This window comes from Deinococcus metallilatus (assembly GCF_004758605.1).
Lineage (GTDB): Bacteria > Deinococcota > Deinococci > Deinococcales > Deinococcaceae > Deinococcus > Deinococcus metallilatus.
The window spans coordinates 2,350,001-2,371,206 of record NZ_CP038512.1; the positions used below are offsets into that span (position 1 = coordinate 2,350,001).

At 69.9% G+C, this 21,206-nt stretch carries 15 protein-coding genes (1 of these 15 cut by a window edge); 5 read left to right on the forward strand and 10 right to left on the reverse strand.

Annotated elements, in window-relative coordinates; translation table 11 throughout:
- The 4 genes in view from E5F05_RS17335 to pxpA are tightly spaced (at most 32 nt apart) and all read left to right on the forward strand, a layout consistent with a single transcriptional unit that may run on beyond the window.
- On the forward strand, window positions 1–327 hold the 3' portion of the coding sequence (locus E5F05_RS17335) for a 5-oxoprolinase subunit B family protein (protein WP_129119901.1). Its footprint begins 291 nt before the window's first position; only the last 327 of its 618 coding nucleotides appear in the window; the start codon falls outside the window, past its left edge; the stop codon is at window positions 325–327.
- Window positions 324–1,397, forward strand: a complete 1,074-nt coding sequence (locus tag E5F05_RS17340) for a 5-oxoprolinase subunit C family protein (protein WP_164973538.1) — start codon at window positions 324–326, stop codon at window positions 1,395–1,397. Before E5F05_RS17335 ends, E5F05_RS17340 begins: the two co-directional genes overlap by 4 nt.
- On the forward strand, window positions 1,357–1,956 hold the full coding sequence (locus E5F05_RS17345) for a hypothetical protein (protein ID WP_129119902.1): 600 nt from the start codon (window positions 1,357–1,359) through the stop codon (window positions 1,954–1,956). Before E5F05_RS17340 ends, E5F05_RS17345 begins: the two co-directional genes overlap by 41 nt.
- 32 nt (window positions 1,957–1,988) lie before the next feature.
- Window positions 1,989–2,735, forward strand: a complete 747-nt coding sequence (pxpA, locus tag E5F05_RS17350) for a 5-oxoprolinase subunit PxpA (protein ID WP_129119903.1) — start codon at window positions 1,989–1,991, stop codon at window positions 2,733–2,735.
- A 201-nt stretch (window positions 2,736–2,936) separates the two neighbouring features.
- On the opposite strand, the gene E5F05_RS17355 is transcribed toward pxpA, so the two are convergent.
- The 9 genes from E5F05_RS17355 to E5F05_RS17395 form a co-directional block, all read right to left on the reverse strand.
- Window positions 2,937–4,199 carry a glycosyltransferase family 4 protein gene (locus tag E5F05_RS17355; protein WP_241687219.1) on the reverse strand — a complete coding sequence of 421 codons (1,263 nt, stop codon included), beginning with the start codon at window positions 4,197–4,199 and terminating at the stop codon, window positions 2,937–2,939.
- Window positions 4,196–5,494, reverse strand: a complete 1,299-nt coding sequence (locus tag E5F05_RS17360) for a UDP-glucose dehydrogenase family protein (RefSeq protein WP_129119904.1) — start codon at window positions 5,492–5,494, stop codon at window positions 4,196–4,198. The genes E5F05_RS17355 and E5F05_RS17360 overlap by 4 nt, the downstream gene beginning before the upstream one ends.
- Entirely contained in the window at window positions 5,491–7,356 is a 1,866-nt protein-coding gene (locus E5F05_RS17365; RefSeq protein ID WP_129119905.1) for a heparinase II/III family protein, read from the reverse strand. The genes E5F05_RS17360 and E5F05_RS17365 overlap by 4 nt, the downstream gene beginning before the upstream one ends.
- A gap of 175 nt (window positions 7,357–7,531) precedes the next feature.
- Complete coding sequence (gene asnB / locus E5F05_RS17370) at window positions 7,532–9,379, reverse strand: asparagine synthase (glutamine-hydrolyzing) (protein ID WP_164973539.1); 1,848 nt, start codon at window positions 9,377–9,379, stop codon at window positions 7,532–7,534.
- Complete coding sequence (locus E5F05_RS17375) at window positions 9,372–10,559, reverse strand: glycosyltransferase (RefSeq protein ID WP_129119907.1); 1,188 nt, start codon at window positions 10,557–10,559, stop codon at window positions 9,372–9,374. The genes asnB and E5F05_RS17375 overlap by 8 nt, the downstream gene beginning before the upstream one ends.
- Complete coding sequence (locus E5F05_RS17380) at window positions 10,559–11,971, reverse strand: sugar transferase (protein ID WP_129119908.1); 1,413 nt, start codon at window positions 11,969–11,971, stop codon at window positions 10,559–10,561. The genes E5F05_RS17375 and E5F05_RS17380 overlap by 1 nt, the downstream gene beginning before the upstream one ends.
- Before the next feature lie 637 nt (window positions 11,972–12,608).
- Complete coding sequence (locus E5F05_RS17385; RefSeq protein WP_129119909.1) at window positions 12,609–14,603, reverse strand: DUF8189 domain-containing protein; 1,995 nt, start codon at window positions 14,601–14,603, stop codon at window positions 12,609–12,611.
- A 654-nt stretch (window positions 14,604–15,257) separates the two neighbouring features.
- A complete protein-coding gene (locus E5F05_RS17390; protein ID WP_129119910.1) occupies window positions 15,258–16,442 on the reverse strand; it encodes a glycosyltransferase family 4 protein in 1,185 nt (394 codons plus the stop codon).
- A 242-nt stretch (window positions 16,443–16,684) separates the two neighbouring features.
- Window positions 16,685–18,643: a right-handed parallel beta-helix repeat-containing protein gene (locus tag E5F05_RS17395; protein ID WP_164973540.1), complete on the reverse strand. Its 1,959-nt coding sequence runs from the start codon at window positions 18,641–18,643 to the stop codon at window positions 16,685–16,687.
- Window positions 18,644–19,114: 471 nt separating this feature from the next.
- Here E5F05_RS17395 and E5F05_RS17400 point away from each other — a divergent pair, with 471 nt between their 5' ends.
- Window positions 19,115–19,711: an SGNH/GDSL hydrolase family protein gene (locus E5F05_RS17400; RefSeq protein ID WP_206733030.1), complete on the forward strand. Its 597-nt coding sequence runs from the start codon at window positions 19,115–19,117 to the stop codon at window positions 19,709–19,711.
- Window positions 19,712–19,855: 144 nt separating this feature from the next.
- Here the strand turns inward: E5F05_RS17400 and E5F05_RS17405 are convergent, their stop codons facing one another.
- Window positions 19,856–20,827, reverse strand: a complete 972-nt coding sequence (locus tag E5F05_RS17405; protein WP_129119912.1) for an Ig-like domain-containing protein — start codon at window positions 20,825–20,827, stop codon at window positions 19,856–19,858.
- Window positions 20,828–21,206 lie beyond the last annotated feature (379 nt).

A 21,206-nucleotide genomic window follows, 5' to 3' on the forward strand; every position in this document is an offset into this window, starting at 1 on the left:
GCGCACGCGGGGCTGAGCGTGACCGACTTCGTGCGGGCCATGTGCGAAGCAAATCTCACGGTCGCCTTCCTGGGCTTCACGCCGGGATTCGCCTTCCTGACCGGGTTGCCGAAGCCACTCAGGATGCCCCGGCTGGACGCCCCCCGTGAACGGGTTCCGGCGGGGAGTGTGGCACTGGGAGGACCCTGGGCGGGCGTCTATCCGCGCGAGACACCCGGCGGGTGGCGCATCGTGGGGCGGACGGAGGCCGTGCTGTTCAACCTCCAGCGCCCCGAGCCGCTGCTGTGGCGGGCAGGCGACCGGGTGCGCTTCGAGGTGCAGCGGTGATCGAGGTGCGGCGCCCCGGCCTGCAAAGCACGGTGCAGGATACCGGGCGGCGGGCGAGGGCGCTGGGCGTGCCCGGGGGCGGCGCGGCGGACCTGACGGCGTTGCGGCTGGCGAATGCCCTGGTCGGCAACCCGCCCCGGGCGGCGGCACTGGAGATCACGTTGGCCGGGCCTACCCTGCTTTTTCAGGCGGACGCCCTCGTCGCCCTCTGCGGCGCCCCCTTCGAGGCCACGCTCGATGGTCAGCCCTTCCCCCTCTGGCGGGCGGTCCCCGTCCGGAAGGGCCAGGTCCTCCGCGTCGGGGGAACGGCGCGGGGGGCGCGGGCGGTGCTGGCCGTGCGCGGGGGGCTGAAGGGTCAGGCGGCGTTCGGGAGCCTCAGCACCGATCTGCGCTCGGGGTTCGGCGGCATGGAGGGGCGGGCTTTACGGGTCGGGGACCGCCTGACCTGGTCTTTCCTGCCGCCCGCCGCGCCGCCGCGCGCTTTCCTTTCCCCCGACCTCCAGACCCCCACCGGGCCGCAGGTCACCCTGCGCGTCCTCCTCACGCCGGAGGCCACGCCCGACCTGCTGGCGGTACTGACGCGCCCCTTCACGGTCAGCGGGCAGGCCGACCGGATGGGCGTGCGCCTGAGTGAAACGCTGCCGACCCGCCACGATCCCGGGCGCGTGAGCCTGCCCAACGTCCCCGGCGCGGTGCAACTGCCGCCGGACGGGCGCCCCATCCTGCTGCTGCCGGACGCGGGGACGCACGGCGGCTATCCCACGCCGCTGGTCGTGACGAGCGCCGACCTGCCCATCCTGGGGCAACTGCGCCCCGGCGACCGCGTGAGGTGGCAGGCCGTATCCGGCGAGGCGGCGCGGGCCGCGCTGGGGCAACAGGAAGGAAGGCTGCGGCAGGCGGAGGCCGCCCTGCGCTGGTGGTATGCCGGGCCGGGCAGCAGGGCACGCCTTCCTCACGACGGGCCGGGGCAAAGTGTGGAACAGTGGGCCTCAGCGGGCCGGGACCCCCGTCCCGGCCAAGGAGGAAGTCATGAACCTGCGGAACCTGATGCGTCCCCCCCGCCCGCCTGAAACCCCCGAGCAGGAACCGGGGGGGCTGCGGGCCGCCGCGCGGCGGGCGGCGGAGGCGGTGTGGCAGGCCCCCCGGGTGCAGGACGCGCGGGCAGGCTTGCGGGAACGGGCGCAGGCGTGGAGCGGCGCGGCCCGCACCCGGGCCGACCTGCACCTCGAACAGCTTCTGGAGCGCCGCTACGGGGAGCAGCCGCCCGAGGCGGTGACTGCGCTTCTCGCGCAGCGGCGCCGGGAACGGGAGGCCCGGGCCGAACAGTTCCGCGCGCGGCAGGCCCTCCTCGCGCGGGCCGAGGGGCCGGAGCAGCGGCGGGTGCTGACGCGCGTGGCGCAGGCGACACCCTGGGCAGGCGGACAGGAGGCGGAGGTGCGCTACACGGCGCTGCTGGACCAGCTCGCCCCGTCCGGTCAGGCCGACGCGGAGATGGCCGTTCACCGCGCAATCTGGACACTGGCGGAGCGGCAGGTGCTGGCCGTGTCCCCGCACGGCGTGATCACCGCCTGTCCCCTGCCGGACCCCGCACCGCCGCGCGTTCTGCCGGAGCGCGCAGGCGGGCCGTAACGTCTTCCTCCAGGGAGGCCTATCCTGCCTCCATGAGCCGCCGGATGGACCTGAACGCCGACCTCGGGGAAGGCAGCCCGCACGAGGCTGCCATCATGCCCCACGTTACCAGCGCGAACATCGCCTGCGGGGGCCATGTGGGCGACGCCGAAACCATGCGGGACAGCCTGCGCCTCGCTGCAAAATACGGCGTGGCGGCGGGTGCCCACCCCGGCTTCCCCGACCGCAAGGGCTTCGGCCGCCGCGAACTGCACTTCCCGCCCGACGAGGTGACGGCCTTCGTGCGCGAGCAGATCGAGGCGCTCAAGTCAGCGGCGACCCGCGAGGGCGTCCGGCTGCGGCACGTCAAGCCCCACGGGATGCTCTACAACATGGCCGTGAAAGACGCGGCGCTGGCCGGGGCCATTGCACGGGCCGCCGCCGCTTCCGGCCTCCCCCTCTACTTCGGCCTGGCGGGCGAGATGTCCGTGATGCTGCGCGAGGCGGAGGCGCTGGGCCTGGAGGCGGTGGGCGAGGGCTTCGCGGACCGGGGGTACGCGCCGGACGGTTCCCTCTGGCCGCGCGGACAGGCGGGCGCGCTCCTCCCCCACGCCGAAGCGGTCCGGCAGGGCGTCCGCCTCGCGCTGGAGGGGACGGTCACGGCGGTCTCTGGAGAAACCGTCCCCGTCCCTGCCCGGACCCTCTGCCTGCACGGCGACGGGGCCGAGGCCGCAGAACTGGCGCGGGACCTGCGGGCGGCCCTGGAGGAAGCAGGGATCAGGGTGGCGGCGCCAGGGTAAGCGCCTCTTCGGAAAGTGCCTGTGGAAAACGGGTTGAGGGAGGCGGAACTTGGTCGAGGGCAAGCTGGGCTTGCCACCCCCCTCCCAGCCTCCCCCGCAAGGGGGGAGGAGCGAAAAGCGCCGTGTTTACCGGTGTTGCTTCTTTTATCAGAGAGATACGTGCATCACTCAGCCGCCCCATCAGGAACCCCCACCAGTTGCTCAGAACCTCTCCGCCGAGCCGAACCGGGCTGGAGGCGACAGCCGCACCGTCCCCAATGCCCGGGCATAGGCAGCGCGCAGAGCCGGAACCTGGTGCTCCCAGGCGAGCTGCTCGCGCATCCGCTGCAACCCGGCATCCCCCATCGCCGCCCGCCGCTCAGGGTCGTCGAGCAGAGCCAGCAGTTCGTCGGCCAGCGCCCGCGCGTCGTTGGGCCGGGCGTACACCGAGGCTTCCCCGGCCGAGGCGCGGCCTTCCTTGAGGTCGAACTGCACGATGGGCTTGCCCAGGGCCATGTACTCCACGATCTTGTTCATCGAGGAAACATCGTTGAGCGGGTTGAGGGGGTCGGGGTTCACGCACACGTCGCAGGCGCTGAGACGCTCCAGCAACTCCTCGTCCGGCACACGCCCGGTGAACTCCACGTACGCGCCGATGCCCAGTTCCTCCGCCAGCGCGCGCAGGTCCGCCAGGCTGGAGCCGCCGCCGATCAGCATCACCTTCACGTCGCGCCGTCCCCGGTCCACCATGTGGCGCACGGCGTGCAGGAGGTAATCGACGCCCTCCTGCGGCCCCATCACGCCCAGGTAACCCACCAGATACCGGAAGCCTTCCCGGTGGCGCTCGCCGCCCGGACGCGGCCGGAAGCGTTCCAGGCTGGGGGCACTGCGGACCACGAACACCTGATCCGGCCGCTTGTGCCCGCGCGTCAGGGCGATCTTGCGGTAGGACTCGTTGGTGGAGATCACCACGTCGGCCAGGGCGTAGGTGAGCCGTTCGGCCAGGACCAGCGCGCGGTAGGGCAGGTCCCTGCGCCCGAACTTGGTGAGGTAGAGTTCGGGGTTCACGTCGTGCTGGTCGAACACGAAGCGGGTGCCGTACAGCAGCTTGAAGGGGGCGGTCACCAGGAAGATCAGGTCCGGCGGGTTGCAGGCGTGCAGCACGTCGAAACCGCGTTCGCGCCGCACCCGCCAGGCCAGGCGCGTCTCGTGCCACAGCGCGGCGAGGTACTCGCGCACGAAGCCCAGGCCCGCGTTGCTCTCGGGCGGCAGGGGGTGGCGGTACACCGCGATGTCCTCGATCATCTCGCGGCGGGCCTCATAGCCCTTGCCGGTGGGGCAGATCACCGAGACGAGGTAGCCCGCATCGCGCAGGGCGGTGGCCTCCATCCAGACCCGGCGGTCGAAGGGCACCGGGAGGTTTTCGACCACGATCAGGACGCCGCGCTTGAGGGCCTGGCCGGGGGGGGCGGCGCGGCTCCTCACCAGGCGACCCCGTGCAGGTGCAGGTGGGCGGGCGGGGCCTTCAGGCTCGCCACGTCGAACACCGGCACGCCGGGCTGGACCGTTTCGAGCATCCGCGTGAACTCGGGCAGATTCTGCGTGACCACGATGGCCTGGGCGTCGTGGATCAGGGCTTCGGGGTCGTCGGTCAGCAGGCGCGAGACGTGGGGCAGGCGGCGCTCGATGTACTCCTTGTTCGCGCCCAGCAGCTTGGCGGTCTGCACCGCCCGGTCGAGGATGCGGACCTCGCAGCCCTTGCCGATCAGCCGCTCGACCAGCTCGACCGCCGGACTCTCGCGCAGGTCGTCGGTGCCCGCCTTGAAGGCCAGGCCCAGCACTGTGACCCGCCGCGCGCCGGTCGCCAGCACCTGATCCACCACGCGCTCGATCTGGGCGCGGTTGCTCTGGGGCAGGGCGGAGAGCAGCGGCACCGGCACCTCCTCGCGGCGGGCCAGGTGCAGCAGGGCGCTCACGTCCTTGGGCAGGCAGGAGCCGCCGTAGGCGAAGCCGGGGCGCAGGTAGGCGGGCGAGACGTTGAGCTTGGTGTCCTGCACGATCAGCCCCATCACCTCACGGCCGTCCACGCCCATCGCCTTGGCGAGCAGGCCGATCTCGTTGGCGAAGGTGATCTTCAGCGCGTGGAAGGCGTTGGCGGTGTACTTGACCATCTCGGCCACGCGCGGGGCCACCACCAGCAGGGGCGCGGGCACGTCGGCGTACAGCTCGCGCAGCGCCGCCTCGGCCACCGGGTCGTCGCTGCCGACGATGGTGTAGGCGGGGGCGTCGAAGTCGCGGATGGAGCTGCCCTCGCGCAGGAACTCGGGGTTAAAGGCCACGTGGACCTCGGTCCCCTGGGCGGCCTCCCGCAGAATGCCCAGGCAGGTCTCGGTGGTGCCGGGCAGCGCGGTGGAGCGCAGCACGACCACGTGGGGCCGCCGGGTCTGGGCCAGCGCCTCCCCGATCTCCTGGCAGACGCGGTAGACGTACGAGAGGTCGAGCGCCCCGTTGGGCTGGCTGGGCGTGCCCACCGACACGATGCTGAGGTCGGCTTCCCGCACCGCGCCCAGCACGTCGGTGGTGGTCCGCAGCCGCCCCGACTGCACGCCCTGGAGCAGCAGGTCGTCCAGCCCCTCCTCCACGATGGGCGAGCGGCCCGAGGCGATCATCTCGCACTTCTGGGGGTTGACGTCCACCCCGATCAAGGTGTGACCGCGCTGGGCGAGGCAGGCGGCCGTGACCGCGCCGACGTATCCAAGACCGAAAACGGCAACTTTCATAGAACCTCCAGGGTGGTGTGCAGGGTGACGGGCAACGTGGCCGTGAGGGCCGCGCGGAACGAGGGGCTGGCCTGTTTGACGCCGTAGCGCGGGGAGTACCAGCCCAGCGGGGTCGCGCCGGAAGCCGGGTCGTACTCGCCGCGGCCCCAGCGCACCTGCACCTGGGGGTCGAACTTCACGCGCATCGCCCCGCCGGGCCAGATCACCCACCAGGCGTTCGACGCCTCGGGCTGGACCTCGCAGTCCGGGTGCAGGTGCAGGTGCAGGCGCAGATGGTGGCGGCCCTGGCCCTCCAGGTGATCGGTGACGTGCAGGACGCGGCCCTGGAGGTCCAGTTCGCGGCGGTGGCGCGGCGCCCCCGGCAGGCGCTCGTAGCCGTCATGGGAGGCGACCAGCAGACCGCCCGCCTCGCGGGGTTCCCAGGTCTGGGTGATGGCCCCGGCCTTCTGCGACCACGAGAAGGCGGCCGGGGTGCTCTGGTCCTGCAAGTCCACCTCCAGGGTGTTGTGCGCGGCGGTGGACCGGAAATACCCCCGCCACTCCGGGTCGGCGTGGGAGGTGTAGGCCCCGGGGTCCACCACCACCTCCTGGGAACCGACCGAGAGCGTGAAGGCCAGCGTGTCCGCGTGTCCGTGCTCGGCCAGCGTGAGGCCCCCCAGCGGCCCGGCGTCCGCCAGGACCCGCATCTCGCGCCCACGGCCCGCCCCGGACGTGAGCACGTACAGGCCCGCGTCGGGGTAGGCGAAGCTGCCGCTGGTGGCCTCGGGTTCGGCGCGCAGCGGGAGGCGCCCGTCCCCCAGCAGCAGGGTCGCCCCGAGCTGTCCGCCCTGCGGCTCCGGCACGGGCACCCCCAGCCAGTCGCGGCCCACGCGCAGCAGCCAGTCCACCCGGGGCACGCTGCGGGCTTCGAGCTGCACGCTCAGGCTCCCCTGCTCGTCCCCGTAGCGGGGCAGCAGGCCGCCCGCGCCGCGCAGCCGACCGACCACGCCGACCGCCCGCGCGACCCGCGCCAGATAGGCCGGGTCGAAGGCGTCGCCGCAGCGTTCGCCCAGCAGGGCCGGGAGCAGCAGCAGCTCGGTGGCCGCGAGGTGGACGCCGAAGTCCATCTGGCGATTCACGCCGCTCTCGAAAAATTGCAGGTGGGCCTGCCGGGTCAGGGCTTCCTTGGCGCCCCGCTGCCACCCGGCCGACTCGGGAAAGACCGGCCAGGTCACGCTGGCGACGTACTGTCCGGCCAGTTCGCCCAGCAGGTCACCCGTGGGCGGCGCGCCGCGCGAACAGGCCTCTTCGAGGAAGACCTGATGCTGGTACACGCTGGGCCACAGCGGGGAGGCCGGGCCGAACCAGGTCCGCCACTCGGGATGGGGCCGCAGCAGTTCGTAACACCAGGCCCAGGCCATCAGGCGGAGGCCCAGTTCGAGGCCGCTCGACCAGTTCACGCCCCGCAGCGGCGGGTTGGCCAGAATCCAGTCCGCGATGCGCGCCGCCGCGCCCGCCGCGTAGCGGTGCTGGCCGGTCAGGGCGTAGGCGATGGCGAGGACCGTCGTGTGGTGGTGGCGGCTTTTTTCCCAGATGGTCTTCACGTCCCCCACCACCGTGGGGTCGCGGTAGTCCAGGGTGGGGCCGAAGGCGTCGGGGTCGGCGCGCTGCCCGGTCACCTCGCAGCGGTGCCAGTCGGTAACGCCGCCGGGCGTCGGGTCGGACGGCGCGTGCGCGAAGGCGAAAAAGCGCCAGCGCCCCTGCAAGACCTCCTCGGCCTCGCTCAGCAGGGCGGCACGGGTCGCCTCGTCCACGGCGCGCGCCAGCCGCTCGCGCGTCAGCGGCAGCCCGTAGAAATGCTGATGGTGCAGGCGGTCAAACAAGGGGCTCTCCGGTTCCGGCCCCGCCCACTGACGCCTCTGCCCTGGCCTGCCCTCCCAACCGACCCACCACATCCCCTCCTCCAGGGACCTCTTCCCCACATCCTTGTGCCGCCCACGTGTCCGCACGGAGAACCGCACCATCACACCGGCCGCCACCACACCGCCAGCCGGGGCTTCACGCCGCCACCCGCGCCTGCACGGCCTGCAACCACAGCTCCAGGCACACGGCGGTCCAGGCGAGCTTCGCGCCGCCGGTCTGCGCGAGGGCGGCCGGGGCCAGCAGCGCCTCCAGCTCGCCCGGCGACAGCCAGGCCCGCAGCCGCGCCCCGGACGAGAGCAGCAGGTCGCGGGTCATGCTGCGCAGCGCCGGGTCGCTGGTCATCCACTCCCCCAACGGAAGGCGGAAACCGCTCTTGGGCCGTTCGAGCACCGCCTTCGGGAGCCGGTCCCCGAACGCCTGGCGCAGCGGCATCTTGCCGCGCAGGCGCTGGATCTTGACCCGGCCGGGCAGCGCCACCGCCCAGGGCGTGAGGCACAGGTCGAGCAGGGGCACCCGCTGCTCGATGGACGCCTGCATGGTCGTGTAATCCCCCCGGTGCAGCAGGTTGTTGGGCAGCCAGGCTTCCAGGTCGAGCACCTGCATCCGCTGAAGGTCCGACCAGCCGGGCGGGTAGGCGCTCAGGCGGTCCTCCACCCAGCCCAGCGCCCGCTCGGGGCGTGCCCCGGCCCCCACCAGCGCCCCGACCAGGGCGCGCGGCGCGTCGTCGTTGGCGAACCAGCGCATCCAGCGGGCGGCGCGGTCGGGTTCGCTGAGGGCGTCGGCGGCGATGCCCAGCCTTCCGCGCCGCCCCAGCCAGCGGTGGCCCAGCCGCATCGCCGGTCCCAGCGGCCGCGCAAACCCGTCCACCGCGTATTTGGGGTAGCCGCCGAACGCCTCGTCGCCGCCCTCGCCGGAGAGGACCACCTTCACGTCCTGCGCGGCCCGCAGCGAGAGCTTGAGCATGGCGATGTCGGCGGGTTCCGAGAAGGGACCGTTCAGCGAGCCCGACAGACGCGGGGCCAGCGCGGCGAAGTCTGCCGCGCCCAGCGTCACCGGATGCAGCCGCACGCCCAGCGCGTCGGCCACCAGTCGCGCGTAGGGCAGCTCGCTCGCCTCCGAGGAGGCCCCCTCGAAGCCCACCGCGTAGGCGTTCAGCGGCTCCCCGCCGCGCGAGGCCAGCGCCTGCGCGACCACACTGGAGTCCAGGCCGCCGCTCAGGAAGCAGCCCAGCGGCACGTCCGCCAGGGTGTGATGCTCGACCGAGTCCAGCACCCGCTCGCGGACCTCGCCGGGGGTCACGTTCCCCACGCCCTCCAGGCGGCGGCGCTCGACCTCCTCGGCGACGCTGCCGAAGCGCACGTGGATCACGGCGTCGGCCTGGGGCGCGACCACCAGGGCCGTGCCGGGTTCCACCCGTTTGACGTGCTCGTACAGGGTGTTCAGCCCCGAGGGATGCCGCGAGGTGAGAGTTTCGAGGACCGAACTCAGGTCGAGGTCGGTGGGTACCCCCGACAGCTCCAGCAGCGCCCCCACCTCCGAGGCGAAGTACACCGAGCCGTCGCGCCCGCGCGTCCAGAAGAGCGGCTTGATGCCGAAGGGGTCGCGGGCGATGACGGTGTTGCCGTCCCGCCGGTCGTGCAGGGCGAAGGCGAACATCCCCCGCAGCCGCGCGAAGCCTGCCACCCCCCAGGCCAGGTAGGCCGCCAGGATCACCTCGGTGTCCGAGCGGGTCGCGAACACCTGCCCGCGCGCCTCCAGCTCGCGGCGCAGTTCCAGGTGGTTGTAGATCTCGCCGTTGAAGACGATGGTGGTGAGGCCATGCACGTCGCTCATGGGCTGCCCGCCGCTCGTCAGGTCGATGATGCTCAGCCGCGCGTGGCCCAGATGGGCGCCGCCCACCCACGCGCTCGTCTGCGCGTCCGGCCCCCGGTGACAGAGGGTGTCCAGCCCCAGCGCCTCGGTCGGCGCGGGCCGTCTACGCACGCTCCCAATAATTCCGCACATTCCGCTCACCCCCCCTGCCCGGTATCAGGCCCGCAGCCTGAAAAAACACCTCGGCAAACTGCGCCGTCATTCCCGCGACCGAGAACTGCTCCTCGGCGCGCGCCCGGCCCGCCGTCCCGAAGGCCCGGCGGCGCTCGGGGTCCGTGGCGAGGGCGGCCAGCGCGTCCGTCATGCCTGCCTGGTCGCCGTCGGGCACCAGCAGGCCGGTGTGGCCGGGGAGAATCAGCTCGTTGGGGCCGTAGGCGATGTCGTAGGCCACGGCGGGCAGCCCGCACGCCATCGCCTCGGCCAGCACGTTGGCGAACCCCTCGGAGCGCGAACTCAGCACGAACACGTCCTGTTCGAGCAAGAAGGCCAGCGGCGACGCGACGTACCCCACCAGCCGCACCCGGTCCCCCAGCCCCAGCGCCACGATCTGCCGCTCCAGGGCCGCGCGCTCCGGCCCCTCGCCCGCGATCTCCAGCGTGAAGGGCGCGCCCCGGTCCCGCAGGGCGGCGGCGGCGTCCAGCAGGCGGTCGAAGCCCTTGGCGGGGACCAGGCGGCCCATCGCGGCCAGACGCGGCACCCGGTCCACCCGCGCCGCCACCCGTTCCGGCAGAGGCGTGGCATTGTGGATGACCCGGCCCCGCGCCGCCCGCGCCCCGCCGCGCACCAGCTCGTCGTGCAGGCCCCGGGTGGGCGCGACCCAGCGGTCGGCCTGCGCCACCACCCAGCGCCGCAGCAGCCGCTTCACGCGGCCCCGGTCGTCCAGGTTGTCCAGCGCATTTTCCTCGTTGGCGACGTGGCGAAAGCCCAGGCGGCGGCGGTTGAGGCTGCCCACCACCACCCCGGCGTACCACAGCCGGGTGTACACCACGTCGGGCCGGGCAGCCCGGATATGGGCGGCCAGACGCGGCCGGGCGCGGCGCAGGTTGGTCAGCGCGTGGCGGAGGCCCTGGTTCCCGGGAAGGTGCTCGGCCACTGCCAGATCGGTGTGGCGCAGTTCGGACAGGTGCAGGCGGCGGGCCAGGTCCTCGTCCGGACGGCTCGACAGCAGGGTGACCAGCTCGCACTCGATGCCGTGATCCGGCAGGCCGCGCAGCAGTTCGGCCATCTGCACCTCGGCCCCGCCGGGGGCCAGGGTGGGCAGGACGGCCATCAGACGCAGGGGACGGCCCATCAGTGCGCTCCTTTGCGCCGCAGGACGACGTAGGTGGTCGCCGCCAGCAGGGTGAGGTCCAGCCAGGGACTCCAGCGCCGCACGTATTGCAGGTCCATCTGCACGCGCCCCTGGAAGCTGGTGCCGCTGCGTCCCGACACCTGCCACCACCCGGTCATGCCAGGACGGCAGCTCAGGATCACGTCGGCATGCGGCCCGAGGTCCGGCCGCTCCCGCACCAGGTACGGCCGGGGACCCACCAGGCTCATGTCGCCCCGCAGCACGTTGAGGAGCTGCGGCAGCTCGTCCAGGCTGGTCCGGCGCAGAAAGCGGCCCACCCGCGTGACCCGTGGATCGTTGGGCAGCTTGTGGTAGGTGGCGTAGTAGGCGCGGGCCTCGGGGTCCTGGGCGAGCAGTTCGACCAGGCGTTCCTCGGCGTTCTCGTGCATCGTGCGGAATTTCCAGCAGCAGAAGGCTCCCCCGCGCCAGCCCATGCGCGGCGCGCCGTACAGCACCGGACCGCGCGAGTCGAGCGCCACCGCCGCCGCCACCAGCAGCAGCATCGGCGTCAGCAGCGGAAAGAGCAGGGTGACCACCAGCAGGTCGAAGAAGCGTTTCTGCCGCAGGTCGCCCGGCTCCAGGTGCCGGCGCCGCGCTTCGAGCACGCTGAAGCTGCCCAGGTGGTGCGACCCCGCCCAGCGGCTGTCGGAGGCGGGCTGGCTCACCATCACCAGCACCCGCCGAAACAGCGCCAGCGGCCCGTCGAGCAGCCGGTCGCGCACCGCGTAGGGAATGTTGGGCACCGCCAGGATGGCGAGGTTCGCCTGGCCGTCCGCCACCGGCCGGTAGCCCAGGCTCCAGTCGTTCCGGAGAGTCTCCATCACGAGTGCGGCCACCTCGCCGTCACCGATCACGGCCACCTCCACGCCCCAGACCTTCGCCCAGCGCAGGACCCAGCGCGCGCCGATCCGCGCCAGCAGCGCGGCCGGAATACTCAGGCCCAGGCCCAGCAGCAGCAGCAGGGCGGCCGCGAGCAGCCCCAGGTGAGCGGCCAGCGCGGCCCCCAGCAGGCTCGGGAAGGCCGCCACCGCCGAGATCATGGTCCGCCGCAACCGTTCGCTGGCATCCAGCCCGTACCCCGGGTAGCTGCGCATCACCAGCGCCGCCGCCAGCCAGGTGGCCGTAAACCCCAGTTGCCAGGGGGCCGTGTCGAGGTGAGTGACCGTCAGGCGAAACACCAGCCCGGACGTGACCCACACGGCCGCCCCCTCGGCCAGGGCGAGCACCACCCCGTTCATCAGGGCCCGCCGGTCGAGGTCCCCGGTGGTGGGCACCTTCACCCGGACGGCAGGTGCCTCGCCGGACGGGGCGCTGGCCTCCGCCGGGGCCTCGGGGGTCCGCAGAAGTTCTTCCGAGATGGCCGAATGCGTCACGCGCGTTTCCCCCTGGGACTGTGGGCGGGATGATTTGCCAGCGCCCTGCAAAGCGGGTACCTGGGACCTGCCAGTTGCCTGCTTCGAAGGTAGGGGTTTTTCAGGATGATCAACGGACGCTCAGGCCAGCCCCCGGTGTGATCCGCCGCAGCGGGCAGGCCAGCTCCAGAGCATGGGTGCGGCAGAGGGCTCCCCGGACGTGGGCCGCCAGGCACCGCTCGGAAAGAAAGGCTGCTGAAAGCCTTGCCCGAACCGGAAAGGGACGGGACAGGCCCGCCTCGCTCGCCCTCCAAGCCTGACGGTGACCGCACCGCCCCCTCTCCAGGGCAACCGCAACGTCCGGTTTTGGAAGTGCTCACCCCGGTTCACCCCTCAGTCAGCTTCGCTGACAGCTCCCCGGGGAGGGAGCCAGGGACTTGCCCTCCAGGAAGCCAATGTCATTGCCTCCCCTGGACGGGAGGTGGCCCGCAGGGCCGGACTCGCAGAGCGGCGAAGCAGAGGGCTTCAACCGGGATTGCGCAACCTCGGCGACTTTGCGGTTGGCCTGGCCCCCTCCCCGGCCACCAGCAAGCAGGCCAAGCGTCCGCCCCGCTCTGGGGATGGCGCTTGGCCTGCCGCTCCCGGAAGCGCGCGGCGGTCAGGGGGTCAGGAAGGCCGACCAGGTCACGTCGCCTTGGACTTTCTGATAGAGCCGGTCGTCCGTCCCGCGGGCGATGGCCGTCAGGCGCCCCGTGGCGTCCGGCACCGCGCCGATCACGGTGGTAAAGGACCCTCCGAAGTCGGTCCAGGGCTGCCAGGCGCTGTTCGGACTGGTCTGCTTGATGCTCATCACGCTGCCGCTGACGCTGCGGACGAACACTTCCAGGGTCCCGTCCGTGTTGCTCGCCACGACGGGGGACTGGGTGAACTGCACGTCGTAGAGTCGGCCCCAGCCTCCCCAGCCCCCCGAGAAGGTCTGCCAACGCTGGTACAGCTTGCCGTCGGTGCCGCGCACAAACACTTCCAGGCGGCCATCCTGGTCCCGTCCGGGGACGGGCTGCGCGTCGTTGCCGAACGCCCCGCCCAGTGACTTCCAGCTCCCCCAGCCGCCGTTGGGCGCGGTCTGGGCCACCGTGTAGATCGCGCCATCCGCCCCACGGGCGAAGAGGACCAGGCAGCCGAAGCGGTCCAGCATGGCGGCCGGGTTGGAGGCGAACTTGGGTCCCCAGACCCCCGCCCAGCCTCCCCAGCTCCCGTTCGGCGTGAGCTGCGTCTTGACGTAGATCTGGCCGTCGTTGCCGCGCACAAAGACGCTGAGCTTGCCGTCGGCTTGCCGGGCCGCAGCGGGCGTGGAGGAAACGACGCCCCCCAGACTCACCCAGTTGTTCCAGGCTCCCCCGCTGCTCACCTCGGTCGTGACCGCCACCGTGCCGTCGTTGCGGCGGACAAAGGCCGCCAGGCGACCGTCGGCCATGCTGGCCACCGTGGGCAGGGCCGCAAAGTTGCCCTTCAGATCGTCCCAGGCATTCCAGGAGGAACTGCCCGGTGCCGCCTGCACGGTCTTACGCAGGCTGCTGCTGCGGTCACCGACCACGAAGGTCGCCAGGCGGCCGTCCGGGAGACGGACGACCGAGCCGCCCTGGGTGGGGTCGATATGAAAGTACTGCCGCATCGACCAGTCGTAGTGGAAGTTCCCCGGCGCGATACAGTCCGTGCCCGTCTGCGGATAGCAGATGAAGGGATCGAAGGCCGCGTACGTCTTGAAGGTCGCCACCTTGTCGGCCGTCTGGTCCGAGGACAGGTTGTTCGGCTCGTCGTTGCTGTTGTAATCCCGGTGCTGGATCAGGACGTGCGGGGCCGTGTAGGTCTTGTCGGCCGCCTGACCGAAGAGGGCCGCGGCCGTGTGGTCGGCATGATCGCTCGCGCCGCTGTAAGAGATGGGATTGGTGTCCTGAATGTGGACGTACTTGGCCTCCGAGACGGTCAGCACGTTGTTCAGGACGTTGAGGACTTCCTGGCGGGTGAACGTGTTGGAATTGTCGAGGGCGGTGCCGACCTGTCCGTCGGGACCCTCCCAGAGCTTCCGCATCGTGACGCCGCTGCTGTTGCTCTCGCGCAGACGCAGGAACATCAGGCGAACTCTGGGGTTGGCCTGCAAGACCGACGTGCGGATTGCTTTTCCGGCAAAGGTGTAGATCTGCTCGGTCCAGGTGTTCGCCACCCCCGCCATCCGGGCATAGGCCGCCCGCTCGCCGCTCTCGCGGTCCCGCCAGTACTGCTGATAGTCGATGCCCACCTGCTGCGTCCCGTACTCGTTGTCCCCGGCCGTCAGAAACACCGTGACGACGCAGTGGTTCTGCCGGACGACGTTGCTGATGTCCGGGTTCATGAACAGCAGGTCGTCGTCCTCGTGCGCCACCACATACACGTCCTGCGCGTCGTTGCAGAGGTCGGGCGCAAAGCTGAGCGACTGGATCAGGGGGAGCGAGGTGATCTCGAAATTGGAGGTGGAGTCCGGCGGCATGTAGGGGGCCAGACTGTCCGTCGAGGTGCCCTTGGACGCATCGGCAGGCACACTGGAAGACGGATTGTTGCAGGACCCCAGCAGCAGGGCAACGGCAAGCGGCGCGGCGAGCAGGCGCAGTCGCGACATAGGCGAACGACCTCCGAGAGGAGAGAGAGCTGCCGGGTCCGGTCTCACCACTCGCTCTTCCGCCTCCACTGGTGACCGCGCGGAGGAGACGGCCTCATTGCTACCCGATGCCTTAGCTTACACTAACCGGGCTAATAGCAGGCTCACTTGAGTCCTTCATGAGTCGGGGGGACCGGTGGGCCAGTCCTGTTCTCAAAGGCAGAGTGAAGGCCCCAGTTTCACGCTTTCACCCGGCGTCAATGCTGGCCTGGCAGGACCGTATCCATAGTCGGGTAGGCCGCCCCCGAAGGTGAGCCTCTCCTGTCGCTCCCTCTCTCACAATGAGTAAAGACACCGGCCCCTCACGAAAAAAGCTGGGAGCTTCTCCCGCCTCTCCCCCATTGAGACGGACACAACGAAGGCAGAACACCATAGAGGCGAACCCCTGGCCCACCGGTCCAGTTGGGCGAGGGAAGCCCGGTCCAGACAGCGTGACCGGGCTTCTTCGCCAGAAAGCGAGGAGGTCACACTGAGCGCGCCCTCGCCCCGCCCGGAAACGAATGGGATGGCAGCTCTATGAGAGGCCGCTTCAGGCTCGCCTTTTCCATGATGAGCCCATCATAGACATCATCTGACTCAAACCCGGCAGGACATGTCTTCCGGTGGCCGGGCAGGTCAGGCATCTTCCCCGCGGGCCATCGCCTCCAGATGCGGCACCATCCGGCCGACCACCTGGTCCCACAGGAACGTCTGGCGCACCCGGTCGTAGGCGCTCCGGCCCAGCCGCTCGGCCAGCGCGGGATCACTGAGGAGCTGGAGCATGGCCGCCGCCAGCGCCTCCGGCGACTGCGGATCGACCAGCAGGCCGCTGCGGCCTTCCTCCACGATCTCGGGCGTGGAGCCGACATTCAGCGCGACGCAGGGCAGGCCGTGCCCCATCGCCTCGCAGAAGACGTGGCCCCACGGTTCGAAGGAGGGCATCACGAAGAGGCGGGCCTGGGCATAGAGGTCGGCCAGCACCTGACGGTCACGGACCCGCCCGATCCAGCGCACGCCGGGCTGGGGGGGCGCCTCGGGCAAGCGGGGACCCACGATCCAGAGTTCCGCCTCCGGCCACTGCGCGCGCACCTCCCGGAACGCCTGGAGCAGCTCCATGCCCCCCTTGCGTTTGAACTGGGTGCCGACGAACAGGGCCACGGGCGCGTCGTACCGCTTGTTCTCCAGGGACGGGGCCAGCAGATTGGTGCCCGCGCCGACGCGCACGACCCGCCGGGGATCACACCCGTAATCCTCGATCAGCGAACGGGCCGCGAAGTCGCTCCAGGGAAACAGCCGCGCCGCGCCCTGGTACACCTGCCGCTCCAGGCCGAGCCACTCGGCCATCGCCCTGCGGGAAAGGGGGTGATCGATGGGGTAATACTTGCGCGACATCTCGAACGTGGCGTCCAGGTACACGGCGTAGGGCTTGCGCCCCGGCCCGGTTCCCGGCGCGAATTGCAGATAGGTCTGGAGGATGACGTCGTAGTCCCCGCGCCGGTTGTCGAGATACTGCTGGGCCGCCTGCGTCCGCTTGCGGAACAGGTAGGGATTGAAATGCGCGTTGCGCCGCCAGTCGGTCAGGTTGAGCCGGAACTGCAACAGCTTGTTGAGCAGGTCGGTTCCCCGCGACAGGGTCGGGGAGGTCCGCCCCACCAGCCGCACCCGCTGATCGAGCGCCCGGTAGAGAGCCGCGTTGCGCGAGAACTCCGTCTGGTGGTCCGTGATGAATTCGAGATCAAGCCCCAGCACACGCAGGTCACTCACCCGCTCCCGGCCCACCTGGCCGACTCCAGCCCCATCCGCCAGCCTCTCACTCGTCATTCGGAGCAACCGGGCCAGCGAGCAGGAAAGGAGCGAAGACCAGCGACCAACCGAACGGATTCTCTACGGCCAGGACCGGCGGCCTTTCCAACCATGCGGCACTCCTCCTTGGCAGACTGACTCGGCAGACGGAGCAAAACTTCTCCAGCCCAGACTGTAGCGCAAGGCTGCCCCGCGCGGCGCCGCAGATGCCCGCCCGCGTTCCCCCGTTCCCCGGCGGTCCCTGGCCACCGGCGCGGCCTTCACTGGCAGCCGCCGCCCTTGTTCGCCTCGCACACGATCACCTTGCCCGCGATGGGCTGCGGCACGTTCACGCCGAATTCGTTGCCGACGATGGTCGTATCGGGATTGTGGTTGTCCGCGTAGATGCCCGAAGTGGAGTTGTTCGAGAACCGGTTTTCCTCCAACCGGGTCCGCGCGGCGTTGGTGTCGAGGAGCACCGCGATCACGGGGCCGTCGAAGGTGTTCTTCGAAACGGTCACGCCGTTGCTCGACACGATCAGGCCGCTGCGCGCCCAGGGCTCGGTCCCCCGCACGGTGTTGCCCCGGAAGATGGTCCCGTCGGCTTCGAGGCGGACGCCGCGGCGGGTGTTGTCGATCTCGTTGCCCTCGATCACGATGTCGCGCGAAGGCGGTCCCCCGGTGAACGTGTTCACGCGGATGGCGTCTTCCTCGTAGAAGGTCCCGGGGCGGTAGGTGCTCTCGATCTTGTTGCCCGCGATCCGGCCGCCCAGCACCGAGTGGAACAGGATGTACGAGGTGCCGTCCGCGACCCAGGGGTGACGGTTGCGGATGACGTTGTTCTCGACCACGGCGTGCGACACCGACGTGCCGTAGCCGGGACGCGGCATGATCTTGATGCCGTCCTTGCCGAAGGCGTCGACGGTGTTGCCCCGGTAGGTCGTGTTGTCGACGCCCTCGGTCTTGGTGGCGGTGTTGGAGATGTTCTTGAGGACGTTGCCCTCGGCCAGCCAGGTGTTGCCGCCCCAGCCGAAGATGCCCAGGCCCGGCGGCACCTTGGACTTCAGGCCGCTGGGGTCCCCGAAGCCGATCACGGTGTTCCGCAGGATCTTGACGTTGTTGCTGTTCCCGGTGCCGATCCCGGTGTCGTATGCCTGAGACACGGTGTTCGCCTCGATGGTCACGTCGTCGCTGTCGTCGGCGGTGATGCCCACGGTATGGGCGTTCTGGACATTGAGGCCCTGGATGTGGACGCCCCGGCTGTCCGAGACGTACAGGCCGTCGGCCCGCTGGTCGAAGGGGGCGAGCTGGTGATTGGGATTGCCGATGATGGTGAGGTCGCGGACGGTCAGGCCCTGGGTGTTCGTGAACGTGAGCACCCCCAGAGCGTCCCCGGCCTTGAAGTCGTCGCTGGCCCGGATGGTGGCCCCCGAGCCCGAGACGGTCTGGTTCTTCAGCCCGTCAAAGCGCACCGGACGCCGCACCAGATACGTGCCGGGCGGAAAGTAGATGTCCTTGCCACCCGCATTGCCGATCCGGGCGAGGGCCGCCGTATCGTCGGTCGTCCCGTCCCCCTTGGCCCCGGCCGTCTTCACGTTCAGCACGTTTCCGGCAGGCGTCTGGGGGGCGGCCGCCGCGCTCGCCACCGAGGCGGAGCGGACGGGGGGCTTGGCAGCCGCGAGCAGCTTGAGGTCGAAGCGGTCCACCACCGCGTTGCGGTCCTTGTCGGGGCTGCCGTCATAGGCATCGTTCACGAACACCACCTCCAGCCGCTGCCCGGGGCGCAGCTCGACCTTGGCAAAGGTCTGGGTCGCGTAGGCGCGGCTCTGCAAGGTAGCGGCAGCGACCCGTTTCCCGTCGAGGCGCAATTCCACCGTCGGCCAGCCCTGGTACGCCTGGCCCCGGGCACGAATCTGCACCGTGTAGGTGCCTGGCTTGAAGGACGCAGGGAGCACCTGGCGCACCGTCGCGCCGTTCACAGCCAGCATCACGGCACGCCCGTCGGTCGCGGCGCGGTCAGAGACGATCCAGACGCCCGCATCGTTCGCGGCTGCAGGCAGCGACTGGTCGTCCTGCCCCCGCGCGCGATCCGCCTCGAACTGCAACACGGTGGGGTTGGAGGCCGTCTTGGCGGCCAGGGCCAGGACGGCGCTGCACGTCACCATCCCCAGCAGGACGGCGGCGGGGCGAACACGGAGCGGACGGGAGCGCGGGGCGCGGGATTCGTCGGAGTATGGCATGGGTGTGAAGCCTCCAGAGTCAGACTCGGGCGCAACGCGGCAGCCGGACAGAGCGGGATGAGCAGACATCACCCGGCGTGACGACACTCCAGAGGAGTTTTGTCGATCTGAAGATGAGGAAAACGCAATAGCCGAATGCACAACTGTTGATCAGTACCCAATTTGCGCCGCGTTGCCATAGTGGGACGTGTTACGTTCGGTATACGCCTCACTGTTCCCCCAGTTCTGGAGCCTTTGAGGCCATCTGTCTTCGCCAGAGCGTGATTCCGGCAGCATTTATTTTCATTTGGACAAGGAGGAGAGCCGATGAGAGAAGCAAAACGGGGTTTAACAAGATGGTTCGGCAGTTTTTTTGCACTGACTATCGGCCTGATGGTGAGCGGTTGTAGCGCCACAGAGCCTATTGCAGACAACCCCAAGCCCCCCCCTCCGGCACCGGTTGCACCAGCTGCACCGGTTGCGGTGCGGATCATGCCGCTGGGGGACTCGATCACGGACGGGTACAACATCCCGGGGGGCTACCGCACCGGACTCTTCCAGAAACTCAGCGCCGCAGGCCTCCCCTTCGACTTCGTCGGCTCCCTCCTCAACGGCCCCGCCGCCCTCCCCGACCGCGACCACGAGGGCCACTCCGGCTGGCGCATCGACGAGCTCGCCGCCCAGGTCAACACCTGGCTCGACCAGCAGCAACCCGCCACCACCCTGCTGATGATCGGCACCAACGACATCATCCAGAACCGTGACCCCGCCAACGCCCCCAAACGCCTCGGCGCCCTGCTCGATCAGATGAGTGCCCGCCGTCCCGGGATGCTGATTCTGGTGGCGACGCTGCCGCCGCTGGCGGAGGCGGGGCAGAACCGCTGGGTGGGGCAGTACAACGCGGCCTTGCCGGAGGTGGTACGCAGCCGGGCGGCACAGGGGCAGAAGGTGACGCTGGTGGACGTGAATGCGGCGCTGAGTGTGGCGGATTTGGCCGATGGGGTACATCCCAACAGCACGGGCTACAGCAAGCTGGCCAATGTCTGGTACCAGGCCCTGCGCTCCACCCCGGGCGCCCTCTCCCCCTGATCCCTGCGGCATCCCGGCAGGCGCCGAGAAGGTTCTTCCATGAGCCGCTCGGCGCCTGCCCCTTCTCTGCCCGACCCACCATCAACCGCACAGTTCAAGCCGCCCCACCGGAAGGCAGGGCGGCTTGACAGGTATAGCCCGCGCTCAGAGCTTGAAGAGCGGAGAGGTGCTGAACGTCACGTCGAATGGGCCGCTGAGGTGCGTGGTGACAGGCGCCGTCACGTCCAAGCTCAGGGAGTGAAGGCCGACGTAGTAATCGTTTCCGGCGGTGAGGGTCAGGTTGTTGAAGGTGGCGGTCGTCGCCTTCTGGATCAGGATGCCGGAACCCGTGGAGACGTTCCCCTTCACTTCGACCTGATAGCTCCCGTTCGGGACAATGTTGTTCCAGGAGGCCGTCACGGAGGAGGCACTCTTGGCGGTGACGGTGACCTGGGGATTGGTCATGATCGAATTGATGAGCGAGGAAATATGGGTGGTCGAGGACCAGACCTGATCGGCAACGGCAAAGGTGACCTTGTAATCCCCGACCACCGGCACCACGGCCTTGCCCAGCACGTCGAATTCGAACCAGTGGCTCCCTGAGCCGTCTTTGTTCCAGAAGTACCCTTGTTTGTTGATCACGTAGGGCTGATCACTGTTCCAGCCCTTGGGGCCGGTGATCGTAAGGGTGACCGGCAGGTTCCCCGGCATCTGACCATCCGCCGTGCGGTAGCGCAGGAAGAGCGCGGTGTCGATGCCGTTTTCACGCACACCCGCGAACGCTTCCAGGCCGTAGGTTCTCAGGGCCTTGCTGCTCTTGGCCGTCACGCCGTCCACACTGGCGCTGATGGTAACCTCACCAAAAGCCTTGGCGGTCACGACCCCGTTGGCATCCACGGTCGCCACGGCGGGATCGCTGGAAGTCCAGGTCACCTTCTTGTCCGTCAGCACCGTGCCGTTCGCGGCCTTGACCACCGCCGTGAACGTCGCCGTGTCGTTCAGCTTGAGGTTGGCGCTACTCGGTTCCGTCAGGGTGATGGAGGAGGCCGTCGTGTTGTTGGGAGGGGTAACGCCGTTACAGGCGGCCAGCAGGAGCGAAGCGGTGGTCAGCAGGGCAAGGGTACGGGCGTTCTTCATAGGGAACCTCGGGGGGAGAAGAGGGCTTGGAAACCGGAGGGGGGCTGAAGCGAATCAAAGGATCAGGCCTCGCCTCTCGCTGGACATACTCTTGACCGTACTCTTTACCGTGACACTGAAGAGGTCGAGGGAACCGGCACTGCTCTGGGAAGAACCTCTCCGCTCTCCCTGCTTCACTCAACCTCCCGACTGCTGGCTCTAGAAAGTCAAAGGCGGTACCCGGCAGCGTAAGGATCGGCAAAAGGAGGAATGCACTCTGCCTCCTCGTTCTCAGCCCGGCCTCACGTATCTGAAGTCTAAGTGGCGTTCCAAGTGAGCGACGGTAGCTCAGTGCTGACGTGGTTTGTGCCCTCCCACCGCCCTTTCTGAACCATTCGGG